Raw genomic sequence first — 19,937 nt, forward strand, 5'->3', positions numbered from 1 at the left:
GTCGCTCAGGGCGCGGTGCGGGCCGCTGCCGGCGTGCCGCCGGTGGCCGCCACCGGCGCGAGGCGCACCGCGGTGCCGTCGCGCAGCGTGCCGACGCTGCCGGCCACGACCACGGCACCTTCGTCGATGCCGCGCACCGCGACCATGACCTGGCCGTTGGCCTGTCCGCGCAGCCCGGTCTCGACCTGACGGTGGACGATGCGCCCTTCGGTCACGAGCTGAACGTAAGGCGCCGGCTTGTCGGTGCGCACGGCCGTCAGCGGCAGGGCGAGCGTGTCGGTGCGGCCCACGTCGATCGAACCCTGCGCGAACAGCCCCTGGCGGAAGCCGGTGCTGCGGTCGAGTTCGAGGTAGACGAGCACGCTGCGGCTGCCCGCCTGCGCCGTGGGGTTCACGCGCACCACCGTCGCGCCGACACTGCGTTCGCCGCTCTTGGGGTCGATCGCGCTGCCGCCTTCGATCTGCAGCGTCGCGCGCTGGCCCACGCGCACGGCGACCGAATCGGCGGCGGCCAGTGTGGCTTCGACCTCGATGCGGCTCAAGTCGACCACCTCGATCACCTTGGCGTCGATGCCCACGCGCTCGCCGGGTTGCGCAAAGCGTTGCGACACCTGTCCGTTGATGGGACTCTTGAGGACCGTGTCGTCGAGCGACTTGCGCATCACGTCCACCGCAGCGAGGGCGGCGCGATGCGTCGCCAGCGCGGCATTGAGGTTCGATTGCGAGGTGTCGAGCGCGGTGCGGGAGATGAAGCCCTGGTCTACCAGCGCCCGGTTGTTGTCGTAGTTGCGCTGCGCGACTTCCGCCTGGGCGCGCGCCGAGTCGGCTTGCTCCTGCGCCTGCCGCATGCGCGAATGGAATTCGATCGGATCGATGCGCGCGATGACCTGCCCGGCCTTGACCGTGTCGCCTTCGCGCACCGTGAGGCCGATGAGCTCGCCGGCCACGCGCGCCTTGAGCTGCGCGGAGTCGACCGCCCGGAGCGTGCCGGAGACGGGGAGCGTCTCGGCCAGCTCGCGCCGCTTTGCGCGGACCACGTCGGCGGCCGACAGCTCGATCACGGTTTCGGCCGGCTTCGCGCTGGCCGCGGCGGCCGACTGGTGCGCCCTGCGCGCACCGATGGCGCGCAGCACGCCGCCGATCACGAGGACGAGGATGAGGGCCACGACGACCCACTTGATGGAGCGCTTCATGCCGCCGCCTTGGGCTTGCAGAGCCCGTTGAGCACGATGTCGGTCTGGATCGCGAGGTACTTTTCGGGATCGATGTCGGATTCTCCGTCGACGCAGATAGGTGCGGAGTGCTTCCACAGCATCAGAAAGATCATGGGTGAGATGACGGCATAGATGGCGTTGTCCACGTCGACCGGCGCGAATTCGCCGCTGTCGACGCCGCGCCGGATGATTCGCCGGAGCAGCGTGTGCCCGGGTTTGACCACTTCGCGGCGATAGAACTCCGCCAGTTCGGGAAAATTGCGTCCCTCGCTCAGCATGAGCTTGGTGAGGCCGGACGCCTTGGTCGATCCGACCCGCTCCCACCAGATGCGCATGCAGTAGCGCAGCATGTCGATGGTGGAGCCCTCGAACTCATCGAACTCGCGGTTCCATTCCGTGAAGCGGCCGGCGAGGTTCTCGACGACCACCGCCTTGAACAGCTCTTCCTTGCTCGGGAAGTAGAGGAAGAGGGTGCCCTTGGAGACACCAGCGCGGGCGGCGACTTCCTCCGAACGGGTGGCTGCGAAGCCCTTCTCGACGAAGAGATCGAGCGCCGCTTCGAGCAACTCGCCAGGACGGGCTTCCTTGCGACGTTCGCGCTTGGCGCGAACGGTGCAGATCTTGTCGCTGAGGAATCGGGGGGCTGGCATGGGAGTTAATGACTGGCGGGTTAGTAATGTAGTGAGGGCCTTGGTTGCCGTCAAGACGCCACAATCTCCGGTTTGGCCTGTCACAGCCCCTTTGTCTTCAACGCCAAAAATCGGAGTTCCCATGACCCACCCATCCACGCAAACCGAAACCATCGTCCTCGGCGGCGGCTGCTTCTGGTGCACCGAAGCGGTGTTCGATCGCGTGCGGGGCGTGGTCGACGTCGAGTCGGGCTACAGCAACGGCCAGGCGCTGAACCCGAGCTACGAACAGGTCTGCACCGGGCGCACCGGGCATGCGGAAGTGGTCAGGGTGGTGTTCGACCCCGAGGAGATCTCGCTGCACGAAATCCTCGAGATCTTCTTCGTCGTGCATGACCCGACCACGCTGAACCGGCAGGGCAACGATGTCGGCACGCAGTACCGCAGCGGCATCTACTACACGAGCGACGGGCAGAAGCAGGTGGCCCAAGAGGTGATCCGCGAGATCACCGACAGCAAGATCTACCGCGCGCCCGTCGTGACGGAAGTGCAGCCGCTGGCCAACTACTCGACCGCCGAGGCCTATCACCAGGACTATTTCCTGAACAACCCGAACCAGGGGTACTGCGCCTTCGTGGTCGGTCCCAAGGTCGAGAAGTTCCAGAAAACCTTCGCGAAGTACCTCAAGGCCTGATGCATTCCGTTTCCCGATCCACCGCGACCCGCACGCTCGTCTGCGTGCTGGCGCTCGCGTTGTGGGTCGCGGCGACGCTGGGGCTCGTGCACCGCACCCTGCACGTGCATGCGACGGACGATCATCCTGCACTGGCCGGGAAGGCGAGTTCTTCTCCTCCATCATCCCCTTCTTCTTCGCACGGCCTGTTCGCGCTTTTCGGCGACCACACCGATGCGGAATGCCGTCTCTACGACCAGCTTTCCCATGGGCCGGCCGCCATCGGCGTGCCGCTCGTGGTCTTGCCCGTGACGCTGCCTGCCGCCACCTTCGCCTGGCTCGAAGGTGAGGTGCTGGCGCGCTGGGCCGCGCTCTTCGACGCGCGCGGCCCACCTCCCACTCGCTGAATCCCCTTCCGTTCGCAGTCGCCTCCCGCCTGGCGGGTGGCGGCCTGCGTCTGTCGATTCAACGAGTGTTTCAACATGCCATTTCCATTCCGTCGCAATGCCGTGGGCATTGCCGTCCTGTCGCTCGCGTGCTGCGCATCGTGGGCCCAATCTTCCACGCTGGGTGAAGTCACCGTCACCGGCAATCCTCTTGGCGCGAGCGACCTGATCGCGCCCACCACGTCGCTGGCGAACGACGCGCTGCTGATGCGCTCGCGGTCGACGCTCGGCGAGACCCTGAACGGTCTCCCGGGCGTCGGCAGCACCTACTTCGGTCCCAATGCCAGCCGGCCCACCATCCGCGGGCAGGACGGCGACCGCATCCGCATCCTGCAGAACGGCGGTGCCGCGCCCGATGCCTCGTCGCTGAGCTACGACCACGCGGTGCCGGTCGACGCGCTCGTCACCGACCGCATCGAAGTGCTGCGCGGCCCATCGGCGCTGCAATATGGTGGCAGCGCTGTAGGCGGCGTCGTGAACCTGCTCGACAACCGCATCCCGACCGAGCCGATCGAAGGCTTTGGCGGGCGTGCGGATCTGGGCTACGCCACGGGCAACCGCGAGACATCCGGGGGCGTGGTGCTCGAGGGCGGCAACAACCGCTATGCGCTGCACGTCGATGCGTTTCACCGCGATTCGGACGATGTCTCGGTGCCGATCGATCTGCCGTGCGCCAACCCGCAGCGGCCGGGCACCGCCCGCAAGATCTGCAATTCGGCCAACCAGGCCGAGGGCGGTGCCTTCGGCGGCACGCTGTTCTTCGACCAAGGCTGGATCGGTGCATCGGCCAGTACGTACCGGAGCACCTACGGCACGGTGGCCGAGGACGACGTGACCATCCGCATGAAGTCAGACCGCTATGCGCTGGAAGGCGAATGGCGTCCCGGCGGGTTCTTCAGCAGCGTGCACGCCAAGCTGAGCCGCACCGACTATGGCCACACAGAGTACGAGGGCCCGGCGCCCGGCACCGTGTTCACGAAGAAGAGCGACGACTTCCGCATCGAGGCGCGGCATCGCAGGATCGGCGATCTGGAGGGCCTGATCGGCTTCACCAACGAGACCGGCGATTTTTCCGCCGAGGGCGAGGAGGCCTTCGTGCCGGCGAGCCGCACGCGCAGCAATGCGCTGTTCCTGCACGAGGAACTGGGCACCTCATGGGGGCGACTGAGCTTCGGCGCGCGCACGGAGCGGGTGAAGGTGCAGTCCTTCGGTTCGGACGATCCGTCGGTCACGCGCTTCTTCACCGGCGAGCGCGACTTCAGTCCGCGCAGTGCGGCAATGGGCGCGCTCGTCGACCTCGCGCCACAGTGGCAGTTGACCTCGAACCTCGCCTACACCGAGCGCGCACCCAAGGACTACGAGCTGTTCGCCAACGGCCCGCACGTGGCGACCGGCACCTGGGAACTCGGCAACCCGGACCTGCAGAAGGAGAAGTCGACCGGATTCGATCTCGGCGCCCAGTGGCGCTCGGGGCCGAACAATGCGAAGGTCAACGCCTACGCCACGCGGTTCAGCAACTACATCGGGCTCAATGCCACGGGCAATGTGCGTGGGGAGGACGGCGAGGTGAATCCGGCCGCGTCCGACGAAACGTTGCCCGAGTATGCGTACACCGGCGTGCGGGCGCGTTTCACCGGCCTCGAGGCCAGCGGGACCTGGCGCCTGTTCGGCAAGGACGGCTTCTCGCGTCCGGGCGATGCGGGCACGGTGGACCTCGAGTGGCGCGGCGACCTGGTGCGTGCCACCAACACCAACACCGACCAGCCCCTGCCGCGCATCGCGCCGGCGCGTGCCGGCGCGACGCTCGCCTATGGCAATGGCCCGTGGACCGCGCGCTTCGGCTTCGACTACTACGCCGCGCAGCGCCGGGTGCCGCCGGGCGATCGCGAAACCGATGCCTACACGCTGTGGAACGCCTCGCTCACCTACAAGATGAAGGTGCAACGCGCCAACCTCACCTGGTATGCGCGCATCGACAACATCACCAACGAACTGGCCTACAGCGCGACCTCGATCCTGACGACGACGGCCTTCCCGAACGTGCCATTGCCGGGGCGATCGGCGAAGGTGGGTCTGCGCGCGACCTTCTGAGGCTCGTTGCCGCGGGCCCGCTCACCATTTGAAACTTGGCGCGGCGAGCCCGTTCGACGATGCTCGCGCTTCATCCGTGAAGGACCCAGGGCGATGGACGCAGGCGACAACACTGGCACGGTCGATTGCCGCTTGATCCGGGTGGTCGGCAGGGTGCAGGGCGTGGGCTATCGACAGGCCTGCGTGCGCCATGCCCGTGCGCTCGGCATCACGGGCTGGGTTCGCAACCGGCTGGACGGCTCGGTCGAGGCGATGCTGCAGGGCTCGCCGAACCAGATCGCGCACATGTGCGACTGGCTGCGCACCGGGGTGCCAGGCGCGCGGGTGTCGTCGCTCGAAGTGAAGGAAGTGCCGCGGCCGTTCGACCGCCTTGCCGAGTTCGAGCGCCGGCCCACGGCCTGAACCCGCGCAGATGCGGCTTGGCGCGCGGGTATGCTCGCCGCGGTGAATGCGACCGTCCTCTCGTCCCTCCTGCCTGTCGTCCTGCTCATTGCCGTCGGATTCGTGGCAGGTCGCCGGGGCTGGGTCGGCGGCGGCGCGGTGCGCGACCTCTCGAATCTGATCTTCCTGCTGCTTGCGCCTGCGCTGCTGTTCCGCTCGATGAGCACGGTCCGCGTGGAGCAGCTCAGCCTGCGTCCGGTCGCCGCGTATTTCATTGCGGCGGGGCTCATCTTCGCGGGGACGCTGCTCTGGCGCGGCTTCAACCGCACGGCGGCGGTCCTCGCGCTGGCCAACACCTACAGCAACACCGTGATGATCGGCATCGCGCTGATCGGCCTTGCCTACGGGCCGGATGGAACGGTGGTGCTGCTCACGCTCATTTCGCTGCATTCGCTGGTGCTGCTGACGAGCGCGACCGTAGTCCTCGAACTCGCCGTGGCGCACGAACAGGCCGCCAGCAGCGGCGAGGCACGCAAGCCGATGATGCGCGTCGTCGGGCGCGCGCTCTACAACGCGATCATTCATCCGGTGCCGCTGCCGATCCTGGCCGGTCTGCTGTTCGGGCAGTCGGGCTTGCGGATGCCAGATGCCATCGATACGACGATCGCACTGCTCGGCGGCGCGTTCAGCCCGGTGGCGCTGGTCATGGTGGGCATCACGCTGGCGCTGACGCCGGTGGGCATGCACTGGCGCGCCGCGCTCGTGCAGGCGCTGATCAAGAACCTCGTGCATCCGCTGCTCGTCGCCGCGCTGGGCTGGGTGCTCGGGCTGCGCGGGTTGCCGCTGACCGTGATGGTGGTCGCGGCCGCGCTGCCGATCGGCGCGAATGTCTTTCTCTTTTCGCAGCGCTACCGCACGGCGGAAGAACTGGTGACCGCGAGCGTGGTGGTGTCGACCGGTCTCGCGCTGGTCACGTTGACGGTCGTGATGGCGCTTGCGGGCCGCCTCTGAGCTGCCTCACGGGGCGAGGCGTTCCCGCAGCCAGTCGCCACCTTCGAGCCGATAGCGCAGCCGGTCGTGCAGCCGGCTCCTGCGGCCCTGCCAGAACTCCCAGCGATCGGGCACGAGGCGGAAGCCACCCCAGTGCGGTGGGCGCGGCGGCGAAAGCAGGTGCCTGGCGGCGTAGACCGCGGCGTTCTTCACCAGCACGTCGCGGCCGCTGATGACCTCGCTCTGCGGGCTTGCCCAGGCGCCGATGCGTGAGTCGAGCGGCCGGCTCGCGAAATAGGCGTCGCTCTCGACGTCGCTGACTCGCTCGACCCGGCCCTCGATGCGCACCACGCGTTCGAGTTCGACCCAGTGGAACTGCAGCGCGGCAAAGGGATTGCCGGCGAGATCCTGACCCTTGCGGCTCTGGTAGTTGGTGTACCAGACGATGCCGCGTTCGTCGTAGCCCTTGATGAGCACGATGCGGGTGGATGGACGCAGGTCGCCGCCGACCGTGGCGAGCGTCATCGCGTTCGGTTCGGGCAGCTTGGCGTCGATGGCTTCGGCCAGCCAGCGCTCGAATTGCTTCAGCGGGTCGTCGGCGCTGCTGATTTCGTCGAGTTCGGCACGCTCGTAGCTTTTGCGCAGTGCGGCCAGCGATTCGTTGGGAGAGCTCATCATGGCGCCATTGTTGCGCAAGCAATGCGGAGATACTGCGGCGCATGAACGCCGCATCGCCATCTTCAGCTCTGCCGACCGTCATCGTCCTCGCATCGGGCCGCGGCGAGCGCTTCAGAGCGGCGGGCGGCACCGGTCACAAGCTGCAAGCGCCGCTGGTCGGGGCGACGGTGCTGGAGCACACGCTGGCAGCCGTGCGTGCAAGCGGACTCCCCTGGCATCTGGAGGACGTCGGGCACCCCGGCATGGGCGATTCGATCGCCGCGGCCGTACGGGCGACGCCGCAGGCACATGGATGGCTGATCCTTCCGGCCGATCTGCCGCTGGTCCAGCCGGCGACGCTGCAGGCGGTGGCGCATGCCCTGCAAGGCGCGGTGCAGGCGGCACAGCCGAGCTATCGCGGCTCGCGCGGGCATCCGGTCGGCTTTGCGGCGCCGTGCGGTCCCCGGCTCGCCGCCTTGTCGGGCAACCAGGGGGCCGCGCCGGTGCTGCGCGCCTTGCGCGAAGCGGGGCAGGTTGCCGAACTCGAACTTGATGATGTCGGCATCGTCACCGACATCGACACGCCCGAAGAACTGGGGCGCGCGGAAGCCCTGCTGCGGGAGCGGCTCAGCCGCGGGTGATCACGCCGCAGGCGACGCGCGGGCCGGAATTGCCGGCCGGCTGGGTCGTGAAGTCGTCGCGGTCGCGATGCACCACGACCGCCCGGCCGACCGCGTTGTTGGCGGCGCCTTCGGTCAGGGAGATGCTGTGCACCTCGACGCTGAACTTCGCCACGCCACCGGCGTCGGCCACGAGGCTCGGCAACTCGCCGGCATGGCTGCCGGGTGCGGCGAACTTGCCGTGCGTTCCGCCGGCGGGATTGAAGTGGCCGCCAGAGGCATTGCCGTTGTCGCCGCAGTCGCCCTTCTCGTGGATGTGGAAGCCATGCTCCGTCCCCGGCGGGAGTCCGCGCACTTCGCCCGATACACGCACGCCGTTGCCGATCGGCGTGAAGGTCACCTTGCCCATGGTCGGATTCGGCGAGATCGCGCCGGTCGGTGCAAGCGTGGCCGTGGCTCCCGGGCCGCCCTGGCCCATGGTGCCGCAGGCGGCGAGCACGCCGGCTGCGGCGAGGATGGCGGCAAGGCCGATGATTCGACGGGACATGCGAACTCCTTGAATGTTGATCAGGTCTGGGATTCGGGAGGGTATAGCGAAGACGGCAGCTTTTCGCTATCAGCCTCCGCCGACAAACGGAATTCGGCCAGCTTGATAAGCCGCGCCAGTGCGGCGTCATGAATCGAGTGACGCCTCAGCTCCAGCAACGTCTGATGCGCATAGTCAAGCGAGCTGCCGTAGCGGCCGACCGCGCTCGCGAAGATGTGGCGGTAGCGCTCGTCGCTGAGTTCCCCGGTGAAGTTCGGGCTGCGCCTGGACAGCGTGAAGGCCAGCGCCTTCACCCTGGAATGCGGCGTGTTGCATTCGAGCCAGCGCGGGTCGTAGACGCCAGTGGGCATCTCCCGCAGCCAGAGGCGGCCCAGCGTCTCGAGCCCATCGGCTGCCGGCACGCGGAAGACCATGCCGCGGCAACTGCCGCCCGACAGCAGCCCGAAGACGAGGCCCGGGTTCTCGACCGTGCCGCGATTCACCCGGCTCCACATCTTCAGGGCGCGATGCCAGCCATGCACGCGCGCCGGGTGCCGTTCGACGAAGCCGAAGTCCGGTCGCCAGATCAGCGAGCCGTAGCCAAAGAGCCACAGGTCCTGATGACCGCCCCATTCCTCGATGACGCGATCGAGCATCGGCTTGGGATCGCGCAGCGGTTTCGGCAGCGGATCGAGGCCAGGAGGACCCGGATCGCCCTTCGGCGGCTCGGGGGCGGCACCTACAATTTCGCGGTCATGGTTCACCGCACCATTATTTACCGACCCCTCAACTACGGAGATCCGCCCATGTCTGCGATCAGCGACGACGAGAGTCAACAGAATTTCATCCTTGCCTTCGTGCTCGGCCTGATCGCGCTGGTGATCCTGTTCGTGATCGGCATCGTGCTCTACTTCAAGAGCCACAACGCCAGCGTGCCAGAGCGGCCCGTGGCCGCGGCGGCGCCTGCGACGACCGTGGCAGTCGTGACCGAGACGGTGACGGTCGTGATCCCCGAAGGCGCGAGCATCCGTGTCGCGGGCGGCGTGGTGAACTTCTACTTCGCCACAGCCAGCGCCGACATCGCGCCCGGAGCGGCCGAGGCGCTGGCCATCGTGCTCAAGGGTGTCGAAGGCGGCAAGAAGGCGCTGATCTCGGGCTTCCACGACACCACCGGCGATCCGGCGCTCAACGACGAGCTTGCCAAGCGCCGCGCCCAGATGGTGCGCGACGTGCTCGTCGGCCTCGGCTGCCCGCCCGACAAGGTCCAGATGGAGCGGCCCGCGATCACCACCGGCAGCGGCAACAACGCCGAGGCGCGGCGCGTCGAGGTCAAGCTCATCGATTGACGCTCGCCCCCAGGCTGCGCGCACTTCGTGTCGCTCCGCCAACCCCCTGCCGGGGGCAATACCAGTGGCCCGGCGGAGCCGGTTCCACGGTATGAATAGGCCCGAGGTGAACGTGGAGCCTTCGAGCCCTTTCACACTGGCTTGATACCATGCACTCTCGGGCTGCCAATACAGGCGGCCCACCGGCAGTGCGACATATCCCATGACTACACACCCCACAGTCCGCGATGTCACCGACCGCATCCGCGAGCGCAGCCGAACGCTGCGAAGTGCCTACCTCCAGCGATTGAACGAAATCCGCCACCGCGAACGCGGCTCCGACCGCATGGGCTGCGCCAACGTGGCGCACGCCGTCGCGGGGATTCCGGCCAACGACAAACTCAAGGTGGTGACCGAACGCGCGCCGAACATCGGCGTGGTCACCGCCTACAACGACATGCTTTCGGCGCATGCGCCGTTCCAGGGCTATCCGGACATCGTGAAGCACGAGGCGCGGCGGCATGCCGCCACCGCGCAGGTTGCAGGCGGCGTGCCCGCGATGTGCGACGGTGTCACGCAGGGCACGCCCGGCATGGAGCTCAGCCTGTTCAGCCGGGACGTGATCGCGATGGGCACCGCGGTGGCGCTCACGCACGACATGTTCGATGCTGCGCTGCTGCTCGGCGTATGCGACAAGATCGTGCCGGGCCTGCTCATCGGTGCGCTGCACTTCGGCCACCTGCCGATGGTTTTCGTGCCGGCCGGCCCGATGCCTTCGGGCCTTTCGAACAGCGCGAAAGCCAAGGTCCGCGAGCAGGCTGCGCAGGGGCTGGTCGGCAGGCAAGGGCTGCTCGATGCCGAAATGCAGGCCTATCACGCACAGGGCACCTGCACCTTCTACGGCACAGCCAACAGCAACCAGATGCTGCTCGAGGCGATGGGCCTGCATGTGCCCGGAACCGCGTTCATCCAGCCCGGCGATTCGATGCGCGAGGCGCTCACGCGCGAGGCGGTGCGTACCGTGCTCGGGCGGGCGTCCGACAAGGCGTACGCGGTGCCGCCGATCGGCGAACTGGTCGACGAGCGCGTGATCGTCAACGCCATGGCCGCGCTGCTGGCCACCGGCGGCTCGACCAACCATCTGATCCATTGGGTCGCGGTCGCGCGTGCGGCGGGCATCCTGATCGACTGGAACGACTTCTCCGAACTCTCGGAAGTCGTGCCGCTGCTCACGCGGGTCTATCCGAACGGGACCGCCGACGTGAACGAGTTCCAGGCCGCGGGCGGCCCCGGCTTCGTGATCGGTGAACTGCTGGATGCGGGGCTGATGCACGCCGACGTGCAGACTGTGCGTGCCGGCGGCATCCGCGAGTACGCGAACATTCCCTCGCTCGCGGCGTCGCCGTCGGATGAGCACGCGCTGGCGTGGCATCCCGCCCGCCCGACGAAGGACGATGCAGTCGCGCGTCCGGTCGCATCGCCGTTCAGCGCCACCGGCGGGCTCAAGGTGCTGGTCGGCAATCTCGGCCGCAGCGTGATCAAGGTGTCTTCGGTGCCGGACGATCGCCATGTGATCGAGGCGCCGGCGCGCGTGTTCGACTCGCAGGGTGAGTTGCAGGAAGCCTTCAAGGCCGGCGAACTTCAACGCGATGTCGTCTGCGTCGTGCGCTGGCAGGGACCGCAAGCCAACGGCATGCCTGAGTTGCACAAGCTCACGCCGCCGCTGTCCGTGCTCCAGGGCAAGGGCTTCCGCGTGGCGCTGGTGACCGACGGCCGCATGAGCGGCGCTTCGGGCAAGGTGCCGGCGGCGATCCATGTGTCGCCCGAGGCCGCCGCGGGCGGGCCGCTCGCCAAGGTGCGCGATGGCGACCTGATCCGCCTCGATTCGATCGCCGGCACCCTCACCGTGCTCGTGCCCGATGACGAATGGGCGCAGCGCGAAGTCGCCCGGCAACCCGAAGAACAGCGCACCGCCAACGGTCACGGCCTGGGCCGCGAACTGTTCGCCGGCATGCGCCGCAATGCATTGACAGCAGAAGAAGGAGCCTGCACATGGCTGTGAATTTGACCGCGCTCGACGTGATGCGCGATGCACCGGTGATCCCCGTGATCGTGCTGCATGACGTGAAGGATGCGGTGCCGCTGGCGCGCGCACTGGTGGCTGGCGGGATCCGCATGCTCGAAGTGACGCTGCGCACGCGCGAGGCGCTCGAGTGCATCGAGCTGATCGCCAAGGAAGTGCCCGAGGCAGTGGCCGGTGCCGGCACCATTCGCAGCGCAGCCGACGCGCAGGCCTCGGCGCTTGCCGGCGCGAAATTCGGCGTGAGCCCGGGCTACACGCGCGCGGTCGGCAAGGCATGCCACGACCTGGGCCTGCCGCTGCTGCCCGGCGTGGCCACTGGAAGCGAAATCATGCTGGCCCAGGAAGACGGCTTCACCGAGCTCAAGTTCTTCCCGGCGGTGCAGGCGGGCGGCCTGGCGATGCTCAAGGCATGGCAGGGGCCTTTCGGCGATGTGAAGTTCTGCCCGACGGGTGGGATTCACGCGGGCAACGCACTGGAGTTCCTGGCGCTACCGAATGTCGCCTGCGTCGGCGGCTCGTGGATCGTGCCGACCGACGCCATCGCCGCCGGCGACTGGTCGCGCATCGAAGCGCTCGCACGCGAGGCGAGCCAGCTCGCACGATGAGTTCCGACACCAGCGAACTCAAGGTCATCGCCTTCGACGTCTTCGGGACAGTGGTCGACTGGTACTCGGGCATCGCGGCTGAGACCGAGCGCATCCTGCCGGGCATCGACGGCGGTGCCTTCGCGCTGGCCTGGCGTGCCGGCTACCAGCCGGCGATGAAGGGCGTGATGGAGCGCCTCGCGGCCGGAGAAGGCGGCTTCACGCTGCTCGACGAGCTGCACATGGGCATCCTCGGCGGCGTCCTGCGCGACTTCGGCATCGAGGATCTCGATGCCGCGCGCAAGCGCGATCTCAACAAGGCCTGGCACCGGCTGCCTGCTTGGCCGGATTCCGTCCCGGGGCTCGCGCGGCTCAAGCGGAAATACATCATCTGCTCGCTGTCGAACGGCAACATCGGCCTCTTGACCGAGATGGCGAAGAACGCCGGCCTGCCGTGGGATTGCGTGCTGTCGGCCGAGGTCTTCAAGGCCTACAAGCCGGACCCGCGGACCTACCTCGGTGTCGCGGCGGTGTTCGACGTGTCACCGGGGCAGGTGATGCTCGCCGCCGCGCACCATGACGATCTTGCGGCCGCGCGCACATGCGGCCTGCGCACCGGCTACATCGAGCGGCCCCTGGAATTTGGCCCGTCGCGGCCGAAGGATGTGTCGCCGCAGCCGGACAACAACCTGCACGCGCGCAGCATCGAGCATCTCGCGGATCTGCTCGGCTGCTGAGCGTGCGACAGGCGCGGATCAGCGCAGGCCTGCGCCCTGAGCGCCTTCTGCGCGCTGGATCAGCTCGATCTTGTAACCATCCGGATCGGTCACGAAGGCAATCACCGTCGTGCCGCCCTTCACCGGCCCGGCTTCGCGCGTGACGTTGCCGCCCGCGGCCTTGATCTTCTCGCAGGCCGCATACGCATCGGGCACGCCGAGCGCGATGTGGCCATAGGCGGTGCCGAGCTCGTAGCTTTCGGTGCCCCAGTTGTAGGTCAACTCGATCTCGGCCTGCGCCGGATTGCCCTCGTAGCCGACGAACGCGAGGCTGTACTTGTACTCGGGGTTCTCCGATGTCCGCAGCAGTTGCATGCCGAGGACCTTCGTGTAGAAGTCGATCGAGCGCTGGAGGTTGCCGACGCGCAGCATGGTGTGGAGGAGTCGCATTTCGTGGTCGCCATCAAATGTTGTCGATCCGCGATTGTCGCGTCCCGCAGCGTGCGCGCCGATGCGGTGGCTATTCGTGCTTCGGAGCCGGCGCGCGTCAGCGCATCTCGAACACCATGCAGGTGGTGGTGGCGTGCGCGTAGAGCGTGCCGTCGGGGCCGACCAGGCGCGCTTCGGCGGTCGCGAGCTGTCGGCCGCAATGAATCACCTTGCCCTCGGCGCGCACGCGCTCGACCCTGGGCGTCAGCGCCTTGACCAGATTCACGCCCAGTTCGGCGGTGGTGTAGGCGCGGCCGGCCGGCATCATGGTGTGGACCGCGCAGCCGAGGGCCGAATCGAGCAGCGTGGCGAACCAGCCGCCATGGATGGTGCCGAGCGGATTCAGGTGTTCCGGCAGTGGCTTGCCCTGGAACACCGCGCGACCGGGGCTGACTTCGATGATTTGGAAATTCAGGGTCCTGGCGATCGCGGCATAGGGGATTTCTGCGCGAAGCATCGCCTGCATGATTTCGAGGCCGGTCTTGCCGACGATCTGGTCCGGGCGGGCGAGGCCGGGACCCGGTCCGGCGTCGAGGCGATCGGAGATGGCTTTTTCCTCCGCGATCCAGGCGGCGAGTTGTTCGGTGGCTGTCATCGAATGTCCTTAAGGTTGCATATGCAATGATTGTAGCTACAATCATCGGCATGAATGCTATCGCAAAGCCCCAGGGCTGCACCAACTTCAGGCTGCGTCACCTGACGCGGCAGGTGGGGCGGCTCTATGACGCGGAGGTCGCCAGGAGCGGCCTCAAGACCACGCAGTACTCGCTGCTGTCGCATGTGCTGCACCTGGGCCCGATCCGGCCGGTGGATCTGGCGCAGGCCATGGGTGTCGATGCGTCGACGCTCACGCGCAACCTCAAGCCCCTGATCACCGAAGGGTGGCTCGTGCAAGGCGAAGGGCCCGACGCCCGCAGCCGCCTCATCGAAATCACGGACGCAGGCCGCAAGAAGCGCACCGAAGCGCAGCGGCACTGGCGCACCGCGCAGGAAAAGCTCAACGAGCTGCTCGGTGTGGAGCGCGTGCTCGCGCTTCATGCATTGATCGACGAAAGCATCGCGGTGCTGCAGACCGCGGGCGAGACCCTTGAAGGAGACCTCGATGACTGACCGCGCCGCCACGGGCACGACTTCCTCCACGAGCCATGCCGTCTGGCTGGTGCTGCTCGCCGCCGCCGGCACCTTCGCATTGACGATGGGCGTGCGGCAGACGATGGGGCTTTTCCTCTCGTCGCTCAACACGTCGACCGGGCTGGGCCTCGGCAGCATCAGCCTCGCATTTGCGTTCGGCCAGCTCTGGTGGGGCCTGACGCAGCCCTTCGCAGGCGCGGTCGCGGACCGCATCGGCACCGGACGCGTGATCTTCATCGGCGTGCTGCTGGTGGCGCTCGGCACCTTCATCACGCCGCTGATGACGACCACCGCCGGGCTGATCTTCGCGATCGGCGTGCTGGCGGCGGGTGGTGCGGGCATGGCCGGCCCCTCGGTGCTGATGGCGGCGACCACGCGGCTGGTGCCGGTGCACAAGCGCGGCCTCGCGACCGGCGTGGTCAATGCGGGTGGCTCCTTCGGGCAGTTCGCGATGGCGCCGATCGCCATCGGCCTGATGGCGGCCGTCGGCTGGGCCAGTGCGATGCAGTGGCTCGCAGTGCTGATCCTGGTCGCGCTACCCGCGGTGTTCGTGCTGAAGGGCAATTCGAAGGCGCTCGCCGCGCAGACGGCCACCAAGGGTTCGAGCCCGCTCACCGCGCGCCAGGCGATCAGCCAGGCGATCGGTACGCCGAGCTATCGTTACCTGAGCCTCGGCTTCCTCGTCTGCGGCTTCCACGTCGCGTTCCTCGCGACGCACCTGCCGGGCGTGGTCGCCGCTTGCGGGCTCCCGCCCGAGGTCGGCGGCTGGGCGCTGGCGATGATCGGTCTCTTCAACATCGTCGGCAGCCTGCTGATGGGCTGGGCGGTCAGCCGCTGGCGCATGAAGTCACTGCTCGCGCTGGTGTATGCAACGCGCGGGCTCGCAGTGCTGGTCTTCCTGTTCGCACCGAAGACGCCGGCCGTGATGCTGATCTTCGCCGCGGTGATGGGCGTGACCTTCCTCTCGACCGTTCCGCCGACCGCGGGTCTGGTCGCGAAGATGTTCGGTCCGGCCAACATGGCGATGCTGTTCGGCATCGTGATGCTGGCGCACCAGATCGGCGGCTTCCTCGGTGCATTCCTGGGCGGCTATGTGTTCCAGGCCACGGGCAGCTACGACATCGTCTGGTACATCGACATCGCGCTGGCGGCGGGTGCCGCACTGGTCAACCTGCCGATCCGCGAGTCGCGGCCGGCGCTGACGGCGAAGCCAGCATGAGCGCCCTCGATGCGCGCACGCGGCTGCTGCTCGAAGCGCCGATCGTTCCCACGCTGCTGCGCCTCGCGTTCCCGAACGTGCTGGTGATGGTCGCGCAGGCCGCCGTCGGCCTGATCGAGACTTACTTCGTCGGCAAGCTCGGCACCGACGCGCTCGCAGGCATGGCCCTGGTGTTCCCGGTGGTGATGCTGATGCAGATGACGTCGGCCGGCGCGATGGGCGGTGGCATCGCATCGTCCATCGCACGAGCGCTCGGTGCGCGGCGGCGTGACGCGGCCGATGCGCTGGTGCTGCACGCGATCGCGATCGCGATCGGCTTCGGCGTCGTCTTCATGCTCGCGCTGCTCCTCGGCGGGCGCTGGCTCTTCACGCTGATGGGCGGCTCGGGCGCTTCGCTCGAAGCGGCACTGCTCTACTCCAATGTGGTCTTCGCGGGCGCCGTGCTGGTGTGGATCTTCAATTCGCTTGCCGCGGTGCTGCGCGGCACCGGCAACATGGCGGTGCCGGCGAACGTGACCGTGGCGGGCGTCGTCATGCTGATTCCGCTGTCGCCGCTGCTGATCTTCGGCTGGGGGCCGATTCCGGGGCTGGGCATCGCGGGCGGGGCGGTCGCGCTGCTCATCTACTACCTCGGCGGATCGATCGCGCTTTGGCTCTATCTGCGCTCCGACCGCAGCCTGCTGAAGCCGTCGTTTGCGCATGCGCGATTCCAGTGGCCGCTCTTCCGCGACATCCTGCGCGTCGGCCTCGTGGGCGCGGTGTCCACGGTCGCGACCAACCTGTCGATCGGCATTGCGACGGCGCTGACCAGTCACTTCGGTCCGGGCGCGATCGCGGGCTACGGCACGGCATCGCGGCTCGAGTACCTGCTGGTGCCGCTGGTCTTCGGGCTCGGCGCGCCGCTGCTCGCGATGATCGGCACCTGCATCGGCGCGGGACAGCGCGAGCGTGCGTTGCGCGCGGCATGGACCGGCGCTGCGATCGCGTTCGTCCTGGCGGGCTCGGTGGGCGTCGCGGCCGCACTGTTCCCGCGCCAGTGGCTGATGCTGTTCGGCAGCGACCCCGCGATGCTCGATGCAGGCTCGCACTACCTTCGCGTGGTCGGGCCCTTCTATGGCTTCTTCGGCGTCGGGCTGGTGCTCTATTTCGCCTCGCAAGGCGCCGGCCGGCTGCTGTGGCCGGTGCTCGGCAACATCGCGCGGCTGATCGTCGCGGCGCTTGGCGGTTGGTTGGCTCTGCGCTGGGGCGGCGAGCTGGTCGACGTGTTCATCGCACAGGGCGTGGCGCTCGTCGTGTATGGCGTCGTCATCGCCTCGGCCATCGCCGGTGGCGCATGGTTCGGCCGCGTGGGGTGGCCGCGCACCACGGCGGGACTGCTGCGCCGCATCCAGCCTTCCTGATTCGACAAGCCAGATTTTCCGAAAGGGCTACACCATGCAGATCAAGGATTCGGTCGTCTTCATCACCGGCGCCAATCGCGGGCTCGGACTTGCGTTCGCGCGCGCCGCACTGGCGGCCGGTGCGAAGAAGGTCTATGCAGCCGCGCGCGACCCGAAGAGCGTCACGCTCCCGGGCGTCGTTCCGATCGCGCTCGATGTCACGCGTCCGGAGCAGGCCGAGGCGGCCGCTCGCGAATGCGGCGACGTCACCTTGCTGGTCAACAACGCCGGCATCTCGCGCGGCGTGAGCCTGTTCGGTGCCGATGGTGCGTTCGACGACACGCGCGCCGAGTTCGAGACCAACTTCTTCGGCCCCTGGGCGCTGAGCCGCGCCTTCGCCCCCGTGCTGGCGGCGAACGGCGGCGGGGCGATCATCAACGTGCTGTCGATCCTGAGCTGGCTCACTTTGCCAAGCGCCGCCGGCTACAGCGCCTCGAAGTCCGCGGCATGGTCGCTCAGCAACGCACTGCGCGCGGCGCTGCGCGGGCAGGGCACGAAGGTGCTGAGCCTGCATGTCGCGTTCATGGACACCGACATGACGAGCCGCATACCCGGCCCCAAGGCTTCGCCCGACGACGTGGTGACGAAGACCTTCGAAGCCCTCGAAGCCGGCAAGTTCGAAGTGCTGGCCGATCCGCTGACGCAGCAGGTCAAGGCGGGGCTTTCGGCCGAACTGCCGCCGTACGCCGTCGAAAGGGCCGGTTGAACTACAGGAGCGTGGTGCTGCAAATGCTCAGCGCGCGTGATCGCCGGTCAGGCGCGTAGCGCGCCTGCGAAGGCGGCGACGAAGCGCTGCGCATCCTCGCGCACCGCGGCCGCGCTCTTGCCGGGCTTGTAGAGCGCGGACCCGATACCGAAGCCGGCAGAGCCGGCCGCGCGCCAGGCGTCCATGTTGTCGGGCGTGATGCCGCCGACGGGCATCAGCGGCGTACCTTTCGGCAGCACCGCGAGCAGCGCCTTGACGACGGCCGGCGACGCGAGTTCGGCGGGGAAGAGCTTGAGCCCTGTGGCCCCCGCCGCGAGCGCGCCGAAGGCCTCGGTGGGCGTCATCACGCCGGGCAGGCCCACGAGGCCGAGGCGCTTCGCTTCGGCGACCACTTCGGCATTGAAGTTCGGCGCCACGATCAGCTCGCCCCCTGCGGCGTGCACGTCGCGCACCTCCTGCGCGGTCAGCACCGTTCCTGCGCCGACCAGCGCCTGCCGAAAGCGACGGCTGAGCAGCGCGATGCTTTCGAGTGGGCGCGGGGAGTTCAGCGGCACTTCGAGCAGCCGGAAGCCCGATTCGACGATGGCGTCGCCGACGGCGGGCGCCTCTTCCGGCGTCAGGCCGCGAAGGATCGCTACCAGGGGAAGCTGCCGCATGGCGGCGGTGAATTTGTCGTGCGGAGCAGTCATTGCTTGCGTTGGGTTGGATTGGGTGCGTGGAGTGCGTGCAGGCCGGCCCAGGTGGCTTCGGAGCCCAGCGTCCGCGCCTTGACGCCCGAGGCCTGCAGCGCAAGCAGGTAGCGCTGCGTGAGCGCCGGCGTGCCGATCAGCACGACCTCGCCCGCCGCGTGCAGCGACTGGGTGCGCAGTTCTTCGCCGATCAGGATGCCCGACAGGTAGCTCGTCAGCTCGCGCGCGGGCATGCGGTCGAAGAGCGAAAGCGTGCGCGCCCCGAAGGCGTTGTGCAGCAGACCCTGTCCGTTGTCGGACTGCGTCACGCCTTGCAGGAACGCCGCTTCGTCGAGCCCGGCCGAGGTGTCGAGCGTGCGCGAGAGGATCGAGTGCTGGCTCAGCAGCGCATAGAACTCGCCGGTCATGAAGGTGCGAAAGCCGGTGACCATCCCGTTCTTCACGCGGGCCCACTTGTTGTGCGTGCCGGGGAGCACGAAGAGGCCGTCGCGCAGATTGGTGAGCACCATCGCACCGAGGATCTGCACCTCTTCGCCGCGCATCACGTCGGGCACGCCGTCGTGCGTGTCGCTCAGGCCCGGCACGATCGAGATGCGGCCGGGTTCGATCTCCATGATCTTGCCGCGCACTTCGGCAAGGCCCGCGGGGCACGCGCAGTAGGGCGCCTCGACCCACCCCTGCTTGCTGCCCGCCATGCCGGAGATGAGGCAGCGCGTGCCGACCGGGCGCATCCAGTCCGCGAAGAGGGTCTCGAACACGTCGGTGAACCCGCCGTGCTTGACCGTGAGGATGCCCCGCGGATGGCTCTGTTCCTCGACGATGCTGCCGTCGGGTTCGAGCAGGGCGCCCCGAAGGGAGCTCGTTCCCCAGTCGACGGCGACAAGACGGGTGTGACTCATGATGCCGCCCTCCTGAATTGGCTCAGCCGCGGGGTTTGTACGCGGTGACGTCGATCTCGACCTTGGCGTCGATCATCAAGCGCGATTCGACCGTCGTGCGCGCCGGGCGATGGTCGCCCAGGCACTCCATGTAGACGCGGTTGAAGCTGCCGAAGTCGCGCGCGTCGTTCAGCCACACGCTGACCTTGGCGATGTCCGAAAGCGTGCAGTCGGCAAGCGCGAGCGCCTCCTCGATGCGCTTGAAGACCTGGCGCGTCTGCGCCTCGATGCCGCCGACGATCACCTGGCCCTGGTCGTCCGTGGGGACCTGGCCCGAGACGAAGACGAAATCACCCGCACGGGTGGCGGGCGAGAGGGGGCGTGCCTGGCGATCGGAGGCGATCGGCGATTGGCCGAGCATTTCAACGTGGGACATGGTGGTGTGTGGCTT

24 protein-coding genes are annotated in these 19,937 nt (G+C 68.0%); 14 read left to right on the top strand and 10 right to left on the bottom strand.

Going from position 1 to position 19,937, the window contains the following annotated elements:
• Positions 1 to 5 precede the first annotated feature (5 nt).
• Both BLW05_RS07030 and BLW05_RS07035 read right to left on the bottom strand, forming a co-directional pair.
• Positions 6 to 1,193: an efflux RND transporter periplasmic adaptor subunit gene (locus tag BLW05_RS07030; protein ID WP_093161352.1), complete on the bottom strand. Its 1,188-nt coding sequence runs from the start codon at positions 1,191 to 1,193 to the stop codon at positions 6 to 8.
• Positions 1,190 to 1,864: a TetR/AcrR family transcriptional regulator gene (locus tag BLW05_RS07035; protein ID WP_093161353.1), complete on the bottom strand. Its 675-nt coding sequence runs from the start codon at positions 1,862 to 1,864 to the stop codon at positions 1,190 to 1,192. Before BLW05_RS07035 ends, BLW05_RS07030 begins: the two co-directional genes overlap by 4 nt.
• A gap of 121 nt (positions 1,865 to 1,985) precedes the next feature.
• On the opposite strand from BLW05_RS07035, the gene msrA reads away from it, so the two are divergent.
• The 5 genes from msrA (at position 1,986) to BLW05_RS07060 (ending at position 6,445) form a co-directional block, all read left to right on the top strand.
• Positions 1,986 to 2,537 (top strand): peptide-methionine (S)-S-oxide reductase MsrA, encoded by a 552-nt coding sequence (msrA, locus tag BLW05_RS07040; protein ID WP_093161355.1) that lies wholly within the window; start codon positions 1,986 to 1,988, stop codon positions 2,535 to 2,537.
• Positions 2,537 to 2,923, top strand: a complete 387-nt coding sequence (locus BLW05_RS07045; RefSeq protein WP_093161356.1) for a hypothetical protein — start codon at positions 2,537 to 2,539, stop codon at positions 2,921 to 2,923. The genes msrA and BLW05_RS07045 overlap by 1 nt, the downstream gene beginning before the upstream one ends.
• Before the next feature lie 75 nt (positions 2,924 to 2,998).
• Complete coding sequence (locus BLW05_RS07050) at positions 2,999 to 5,053, top strand: TonB-dependent receptor (RefSeq protein ID WP_093161358.1); 2,055 nt, start codon at positions 2,999 to 3,001, stop codon at positions 5,051 to 5,053.
• A gap of 93 nt (positions 5,054 to 5,146) precedes the next feature.
• On the top strand, positions 5,147 to 5,455 hold the full coding sequence (locus BLW05_RS07055) for an acylphosphatase (protein ID WP_093161359.1): 309 nt from the start codon (positions 5,147 to 5,149) through the stop codon (positions 5,453 to 5,455).
• 42 nt (positions 5,456 to 5,497) lie between these two features.
• Complete coding sequence (locus BLW05_RS07060) at positions 5,498 to 6,445, top strand: AEC family transporter (RefSeq protein ID WP_093162109.1); 948 nt, start codon at positions 5,498 to 5,500, stop codon at positions 6,443 to 6,445.
• 6 nt (positions 6,446 to 6,451) lie between these two features.
• Here BLW05_RS07060 and pdxH read toward each other — a convergent pair whose 3' ends face one another.
• The gene (pdxH, locus tag BLW05_RS07065) at positions 6,452 to 7,099 is read right to left on the bottom strand and encodes a pyridoxamine 5'-phosphate oxidase (protein WP_093162111.1); all 648 of its coding nucleotides are present in this window, start codon (positions 7,097 to 7,099) and stop codon (positions 6,452 to 6,454) included.
• A gap of 44 nt (positions 7,100 to 7,143) precedes the next feature.
• On the opposite strand from pdxH, the gene BLW05_RS07070 reads away from it, so the two are divergent.
• Complete coding sequence (locus BLW05_RS07070; RefSeq protein WP_093161361.1) at positions 7,144 to 7,722, top strand: nucleotidyltransferase family protein; 579 nt, start codon at positions 7,144 to 7,146, stop codon at positions 7,720 to 7,722.
• On the opposite strand, the gene BLW05_RS07075 is transcribed toward BLW05_RS07070, so the two are convergent.
• Positions 7,709 to 8,248, bottom strand: coding sequence for a superoxide dismutase family protein (locus BLW05_RS07075; protein ID WP_093161362.1), 540 nt, complete (start codon positions 8,246 to 8,248; stop codon positions 7,709 to 7,711). The genes BLW05_RS07070 and BLW05_RS07075 overlap by 14 nt on opposite strands.
• Before the next feature lie 20 nt (positions 8,249 to 8,268).
• Entirely contained in the window at positions 8,269 to 9,063 is a 795-nt protein-coding gene (locus BLW05_RS07080) for a gamma-glutamylcyclotransferase (RefSeq protein ID WP_256330084.1), read from the bottom strand.
• Between BLW05_RS07080 and BLW05_RS07085 the strand changes: the two genes are divergently transcribed.
• From BLW05_RS07085 to BLW05_RS07100, 4 genes are all read left to right on the top strand, one after another.
• On the top strand, positions 9,043 to 9,573 hold the full coding sequence (locus BLW05_RS07085; protein WP_093162114.1) for an OmpA family protein: 531 nt from the start codon (positions 9,043 to 9,045) through the stop codon (positions 9,571 to 9,573). The genes BLW05_RS07080 and BLW05_RS07085 overlap by 21 nt on opposite strands.
• A 202-nt stretch (positions 9,574 to 9,775) precedes the next feature.
• A complete protein-coding gene (gene edd, locus BLW05_RS07090; protein WP_093161364.1) occupies positions 9,776 to 11,614 on the top strand; it encodes a phosphogluconate dehydratase in 1,839 nt (612 codons plus the stop codon).
• Positions 11,605 to 12,240, top strand: coding sequence for a bifunctional 4-hydroxy-2-oxoglutarate aldolase/2-dehydro-3-deoxy-phosphogluconate aldolase (gene eda / locus BLW05_RS07095; RefSeq protein ID WP_093161365.1), 636 nt, complete (start codon positions 11,605 to 11,607; stop codon positions 12,238 to 12,240). The genes edd and eda overlap by 10 nt, the downstream gene beginning before the upstream one ends.
• The gene (locus BLW05_RS07100) at positions 12,237 to 12,956 is read left to right on the top strand and encodes a haloacid dehalogenase type II (protein WP_093161367.1); all 720 of its coding nucleotides are present in this window, start codon (positions 12,237 to 12,239) and stop codon (positions 12,954 to 12,956) included. The genes eda and BLW05_RS07100 overlap by 4 nt, the downstream gene beginning before the upstream one ends.
• 18 nt (positions 12,957 to 12,974) lie before the next feature.
• Here the strand turns inward: BLW05_RS07100 and gloA are convergent, their stop codons facing one another.
• Entirely contained in the window at positions 12,975 to 13,385 is a 411-nt protein-coding gene (gene gloA, locus BLW05_RS07105) for a lactoylglutathione lyase (RefSeq protein WP_093161368.1), read from the bottom strand.
• A 97-nt stretch (positions 13,386 to 13,482) separates the two neighbouring features.
• Positions 13,483 to 14,019 carry a PaaI family thioesterase gene (locus BLW05_RS07110; RefSeq protein ID WP_093161370.1) on the bottom strand — a complete coding sequence of 179 codons (537 nt, stop codon included), beginning with the start codon at positions 14,017 to 14,019 and terminating at the stop codon, positions 13,483 to 13,485.
• A gap of 50 nt (positions 14,020 to 14,069) precedes the next feature.
• On the opposite strand from BLW05_RS07110, the gene BLW05_RS07115 reads away from it, so the two are divergent.
• The 4 genes from BLW05_RS07115 to BLW05_RS07130 are packed head-to-tail and all read left to right on the top strand — an operon-like array spanning position 14,070 to position 17,919.
• The gene (locus BLW05_RS07115) at positions 14,070 to 14,534 is read left to right on the top strand and encodes a MarR family winged helix-turn-helix transcriptional regulator (RefSeq protein ID WP_093161371.1); all 465 of its coding nucleotides are present in this window, start codon (positions 14,070 to 14,072) and stop codon (positions 14,532 to 14,534) included.
• On the top strand, positions 14,527 to 15,774 hold the full coding sequence (locus BLW05_RS07120; RefSeq protein ID WP_093161373.1) for an MFS transporter: 1,248 nt from the start codon (positions 14,527 to 14,529) through the stop codon (positions 15,772 to 15,774). Before BLW05_RS07115 ends, BLW05_RS07120 begins: the two co-directional genes overlap by 8 nt.
• Positions 15,771 to 17,174, top strand: a complete 1,404-nt coding sequence (locus tag BLW05_RS07125; RefSeq protein WP_093161374.1) for an MATE family efflux transporter — start codon at positions 15,771 to 15,773, stop codon at positions 17,172 to 17,174. The genes BLW05_RS07120 and BLW05_RS07125 overlap by 4 nt, the downstream gene beginning before the upstream one ends.
• Positions 17,175 to 17,208: 34 nt before the next feature.
• Positions 17,209 to 17,919: an SDR family oxidoreductase gene (locus tag BLW05_RS07130; protein ID WP_093161375.1), complete on the top strand. Its 711-nt coding sequence runs from the start codon at positions 17,209 to 17,211 to the stop codon at positions 17,917 to 17,919.
• A gap of 47 nt (positions 17,920 to 17,966) precedes the next feature.
• On the opposite strand, the gene BLW05_RS07135 is transcribed toward BLW05_RS07130, so the two are convergent.
• From BLW05_RS07135 to BLW05_RS07145, 3 genes are read right to left on the bottom strand one after another with little or no spacing between them, the layout of a single operon-like run.
• Positions 17,967 to 18,608: a 2-dehydro-3-deoxy-6-phosphogalactonate aldolase gene (locus tag BLW05_RS07135; protein ID WP_093161376.1), complete on the bottom strand. Its 642-nt coding sequence runs from the start codon at positions 18,606 to 18,608 to the stop codon at positions 17,967 to 17,969.
• The gene (locus tag BLW05_RS07140; protein ID WP_093161377.1) at positions 18,605 to 19,507 is read right to left on the bottom strand and encodes a 2-dehydro-3-deoxygalactonokinase; all 903 of its coding nucleotides are present in this window, start codon (positions 19,505 to 19,507) and stop codon (positions 18,605 to 18,607) included. Before BLW05_RS07140 ends, BLW05_RS07135 begins: the two co-directional genes overlap by 4 nt.
• Positions 19,508 to 19,529: 22 nt before the next feature.
• The gene (locus tag BLW05_RS07145) at positions 19,530 to 19,922 is read right to left on the bottom strand and encodes a RidA family protein (protein WP_093161379.1); all 393 of its coding nucleotides are present in this window, start codon (positions 19,920 to 19,922) and stop codon (positions 19,530 to 19,532) included.
• Positions 19,923 to 19,937 lie beyond the last annotated feature (15 nt).

The sequence above is a fragment of the Variovorax sp. YR216 genome (assembly GCF_900107745.1).
Lineage (GTDB): Bacteria > Pseudomonadota > Gammaproteobacteria > Burkholderiales > Burkholderiaceae_C > Variovorax.

Excerpts from the sequence above, each read along its gene's own strand:
- BLW05_RS07125 (WP_093161374.1), top strand. The coding sequence starts at position 15,771 with ATGAGCGCCCTCGATGCGCGCACGCGGCTGCTGCTCGAAGCGCCGATC.
- BLW05_RS07100 (WP_093161367.1), top strand. The coding sequence starts at position 12,237 with ATGAGTTCCGACACCAGCGAACTCAAGGTCATCGCCTTCGACGTCTTC.
- eda (WP_093161365.1), top strand. The coding sequence starts at position 11,605 with ATGGCTGTGAATTTGACCGCGCTCGACGTGATGCGCGATGCACCGGTG.
- BLW05_RS07140 (WP_093161377.1), bottom strand. The coding sequence starts at position 19,507 with ATGAGTCACACCCGTCTTGTCGCCGTCGACTGGGGAACGAGCTCCCTT.
- gloA (WP_093161368.1), bottom strand. The coding sequence starts at position 13,385 with ATGCGACTCCTCCACACCATGCTGCGCGTCGGCAACCTCCAGCGCTCG.
- BLW05_RS07070 (WP_093161361.1), top strand. The coding sequence starts at position 7,144 with ATGAACGCCGCATCGCCATCTTCAGCTCTGCCGACCGTCATCGTCCTC.
- BLW05_RS07120 (WP_093161373.1), top strand. The coding sequence starts at position 14,527 with ATGACTGACCGCGCCGCCACGGGCACGACTTCCTCCACGAGCCATGCC.
- BLW05_RS07030 (WP_093161352.1), bottom strand. The coding sequence starts at position 1,193 with ATGAAGCGCTCCATCAAGTGGGTCGTCGTGGCCCTCATCCTCGTCCTC.
- BLW05_RS07115 (WP_093161371.1), top strand. The coding sequence starts at position 14,070 with ATGAATGCTATCGCAAAGCCCCAGGGCTGCACCAACTTCAGGCTGCGT.
- BLW05_RS07035 (WP_093161353.1), bottom strand. The coding sequence starts at position 1,864 with ATGCCAGCCCCCCGATTCCTCAGCGACAAGATCTGCACCGTTCGCGCC.
- msrA (WP_093161355.1), top strand. The coding sequence starts at position 1,986 with ATGACCCACCCATCCACGCAAACCGAAACCATCGTCCTCGGCGGCGGC.
- BLW05_RS07145 (WP_093161379.1), bottom strand. The coding sequence starts at position 19,922 with ATGTCCCACGTTGAAATGCTCGGCCAATCGCCGATCGCCTCCGATCGC.
- BLW05_RS07055 (WP_093161359.1), top strand. The coding sequence starts at position 5,147 with ATGGACGCAGGCGACAACACTGGCACGGTCGATTGCCGCTTGATCCGG.
- BLW05_RS07130 (WP_093161375.1), top strand. The coding sequence starts at position 17,209 with ATGCAGATCAAGGATTCGGTCGTCTTCATCACCGGCGCCAATCGCGGG.
- pdxH (WP_093162111.1), bottom strand. The coding sequence starts at position 7,099 with ATGAGCTCTCCCAACGAATCGCTGGCCGCACTGCGCAAAAGCTACGAG.
- BLW05_RS07110 (WP_093161370.1), bottom strand. The coding sequence starts at position 14,019 with ATGACAGCCACCGAACAACTCGCCGCCTGGATCGCGGAGGAAAAAGCC.
- BLW05_RS07050 (WP_093161358.1), top strand. The coding sequence starts at position 2,999 with ATGCCATTTCCATTCCGTCGCAATGCCGTGGGCATTGCCGTCCTGTCG.
- BLW05_RS07135 (WP_093161376.1), bottom strand. The coding sequence starts at position 18,608 with ATGACTGCTCCGCACGACAAATTCACCGCCGCCATGCGGCAGCTTCCC.
- edd (WP_093161364.1), top strand. The coding sequence starts at position 9,776 with ATGACTACACACCCCACAGTCCGCGATGTCACCGACCGCATCCGCGAG.
- BLW05_RS07075 (WP_093161362.1), bottom strand. The coding sequence starts at position 8,248 with ATGTCCCGTCGAATCATCGGCCTTGCCGCCATCCTCGCCGCAGCCGGC.
- BLW05_RS07045 (WP_093161356.1), top strand. The coding sequence starts at position 2,537 with ATGCATTCCGTTTCCCGATCCACCGCGACCCGCACGCTCGTCTGCGTG.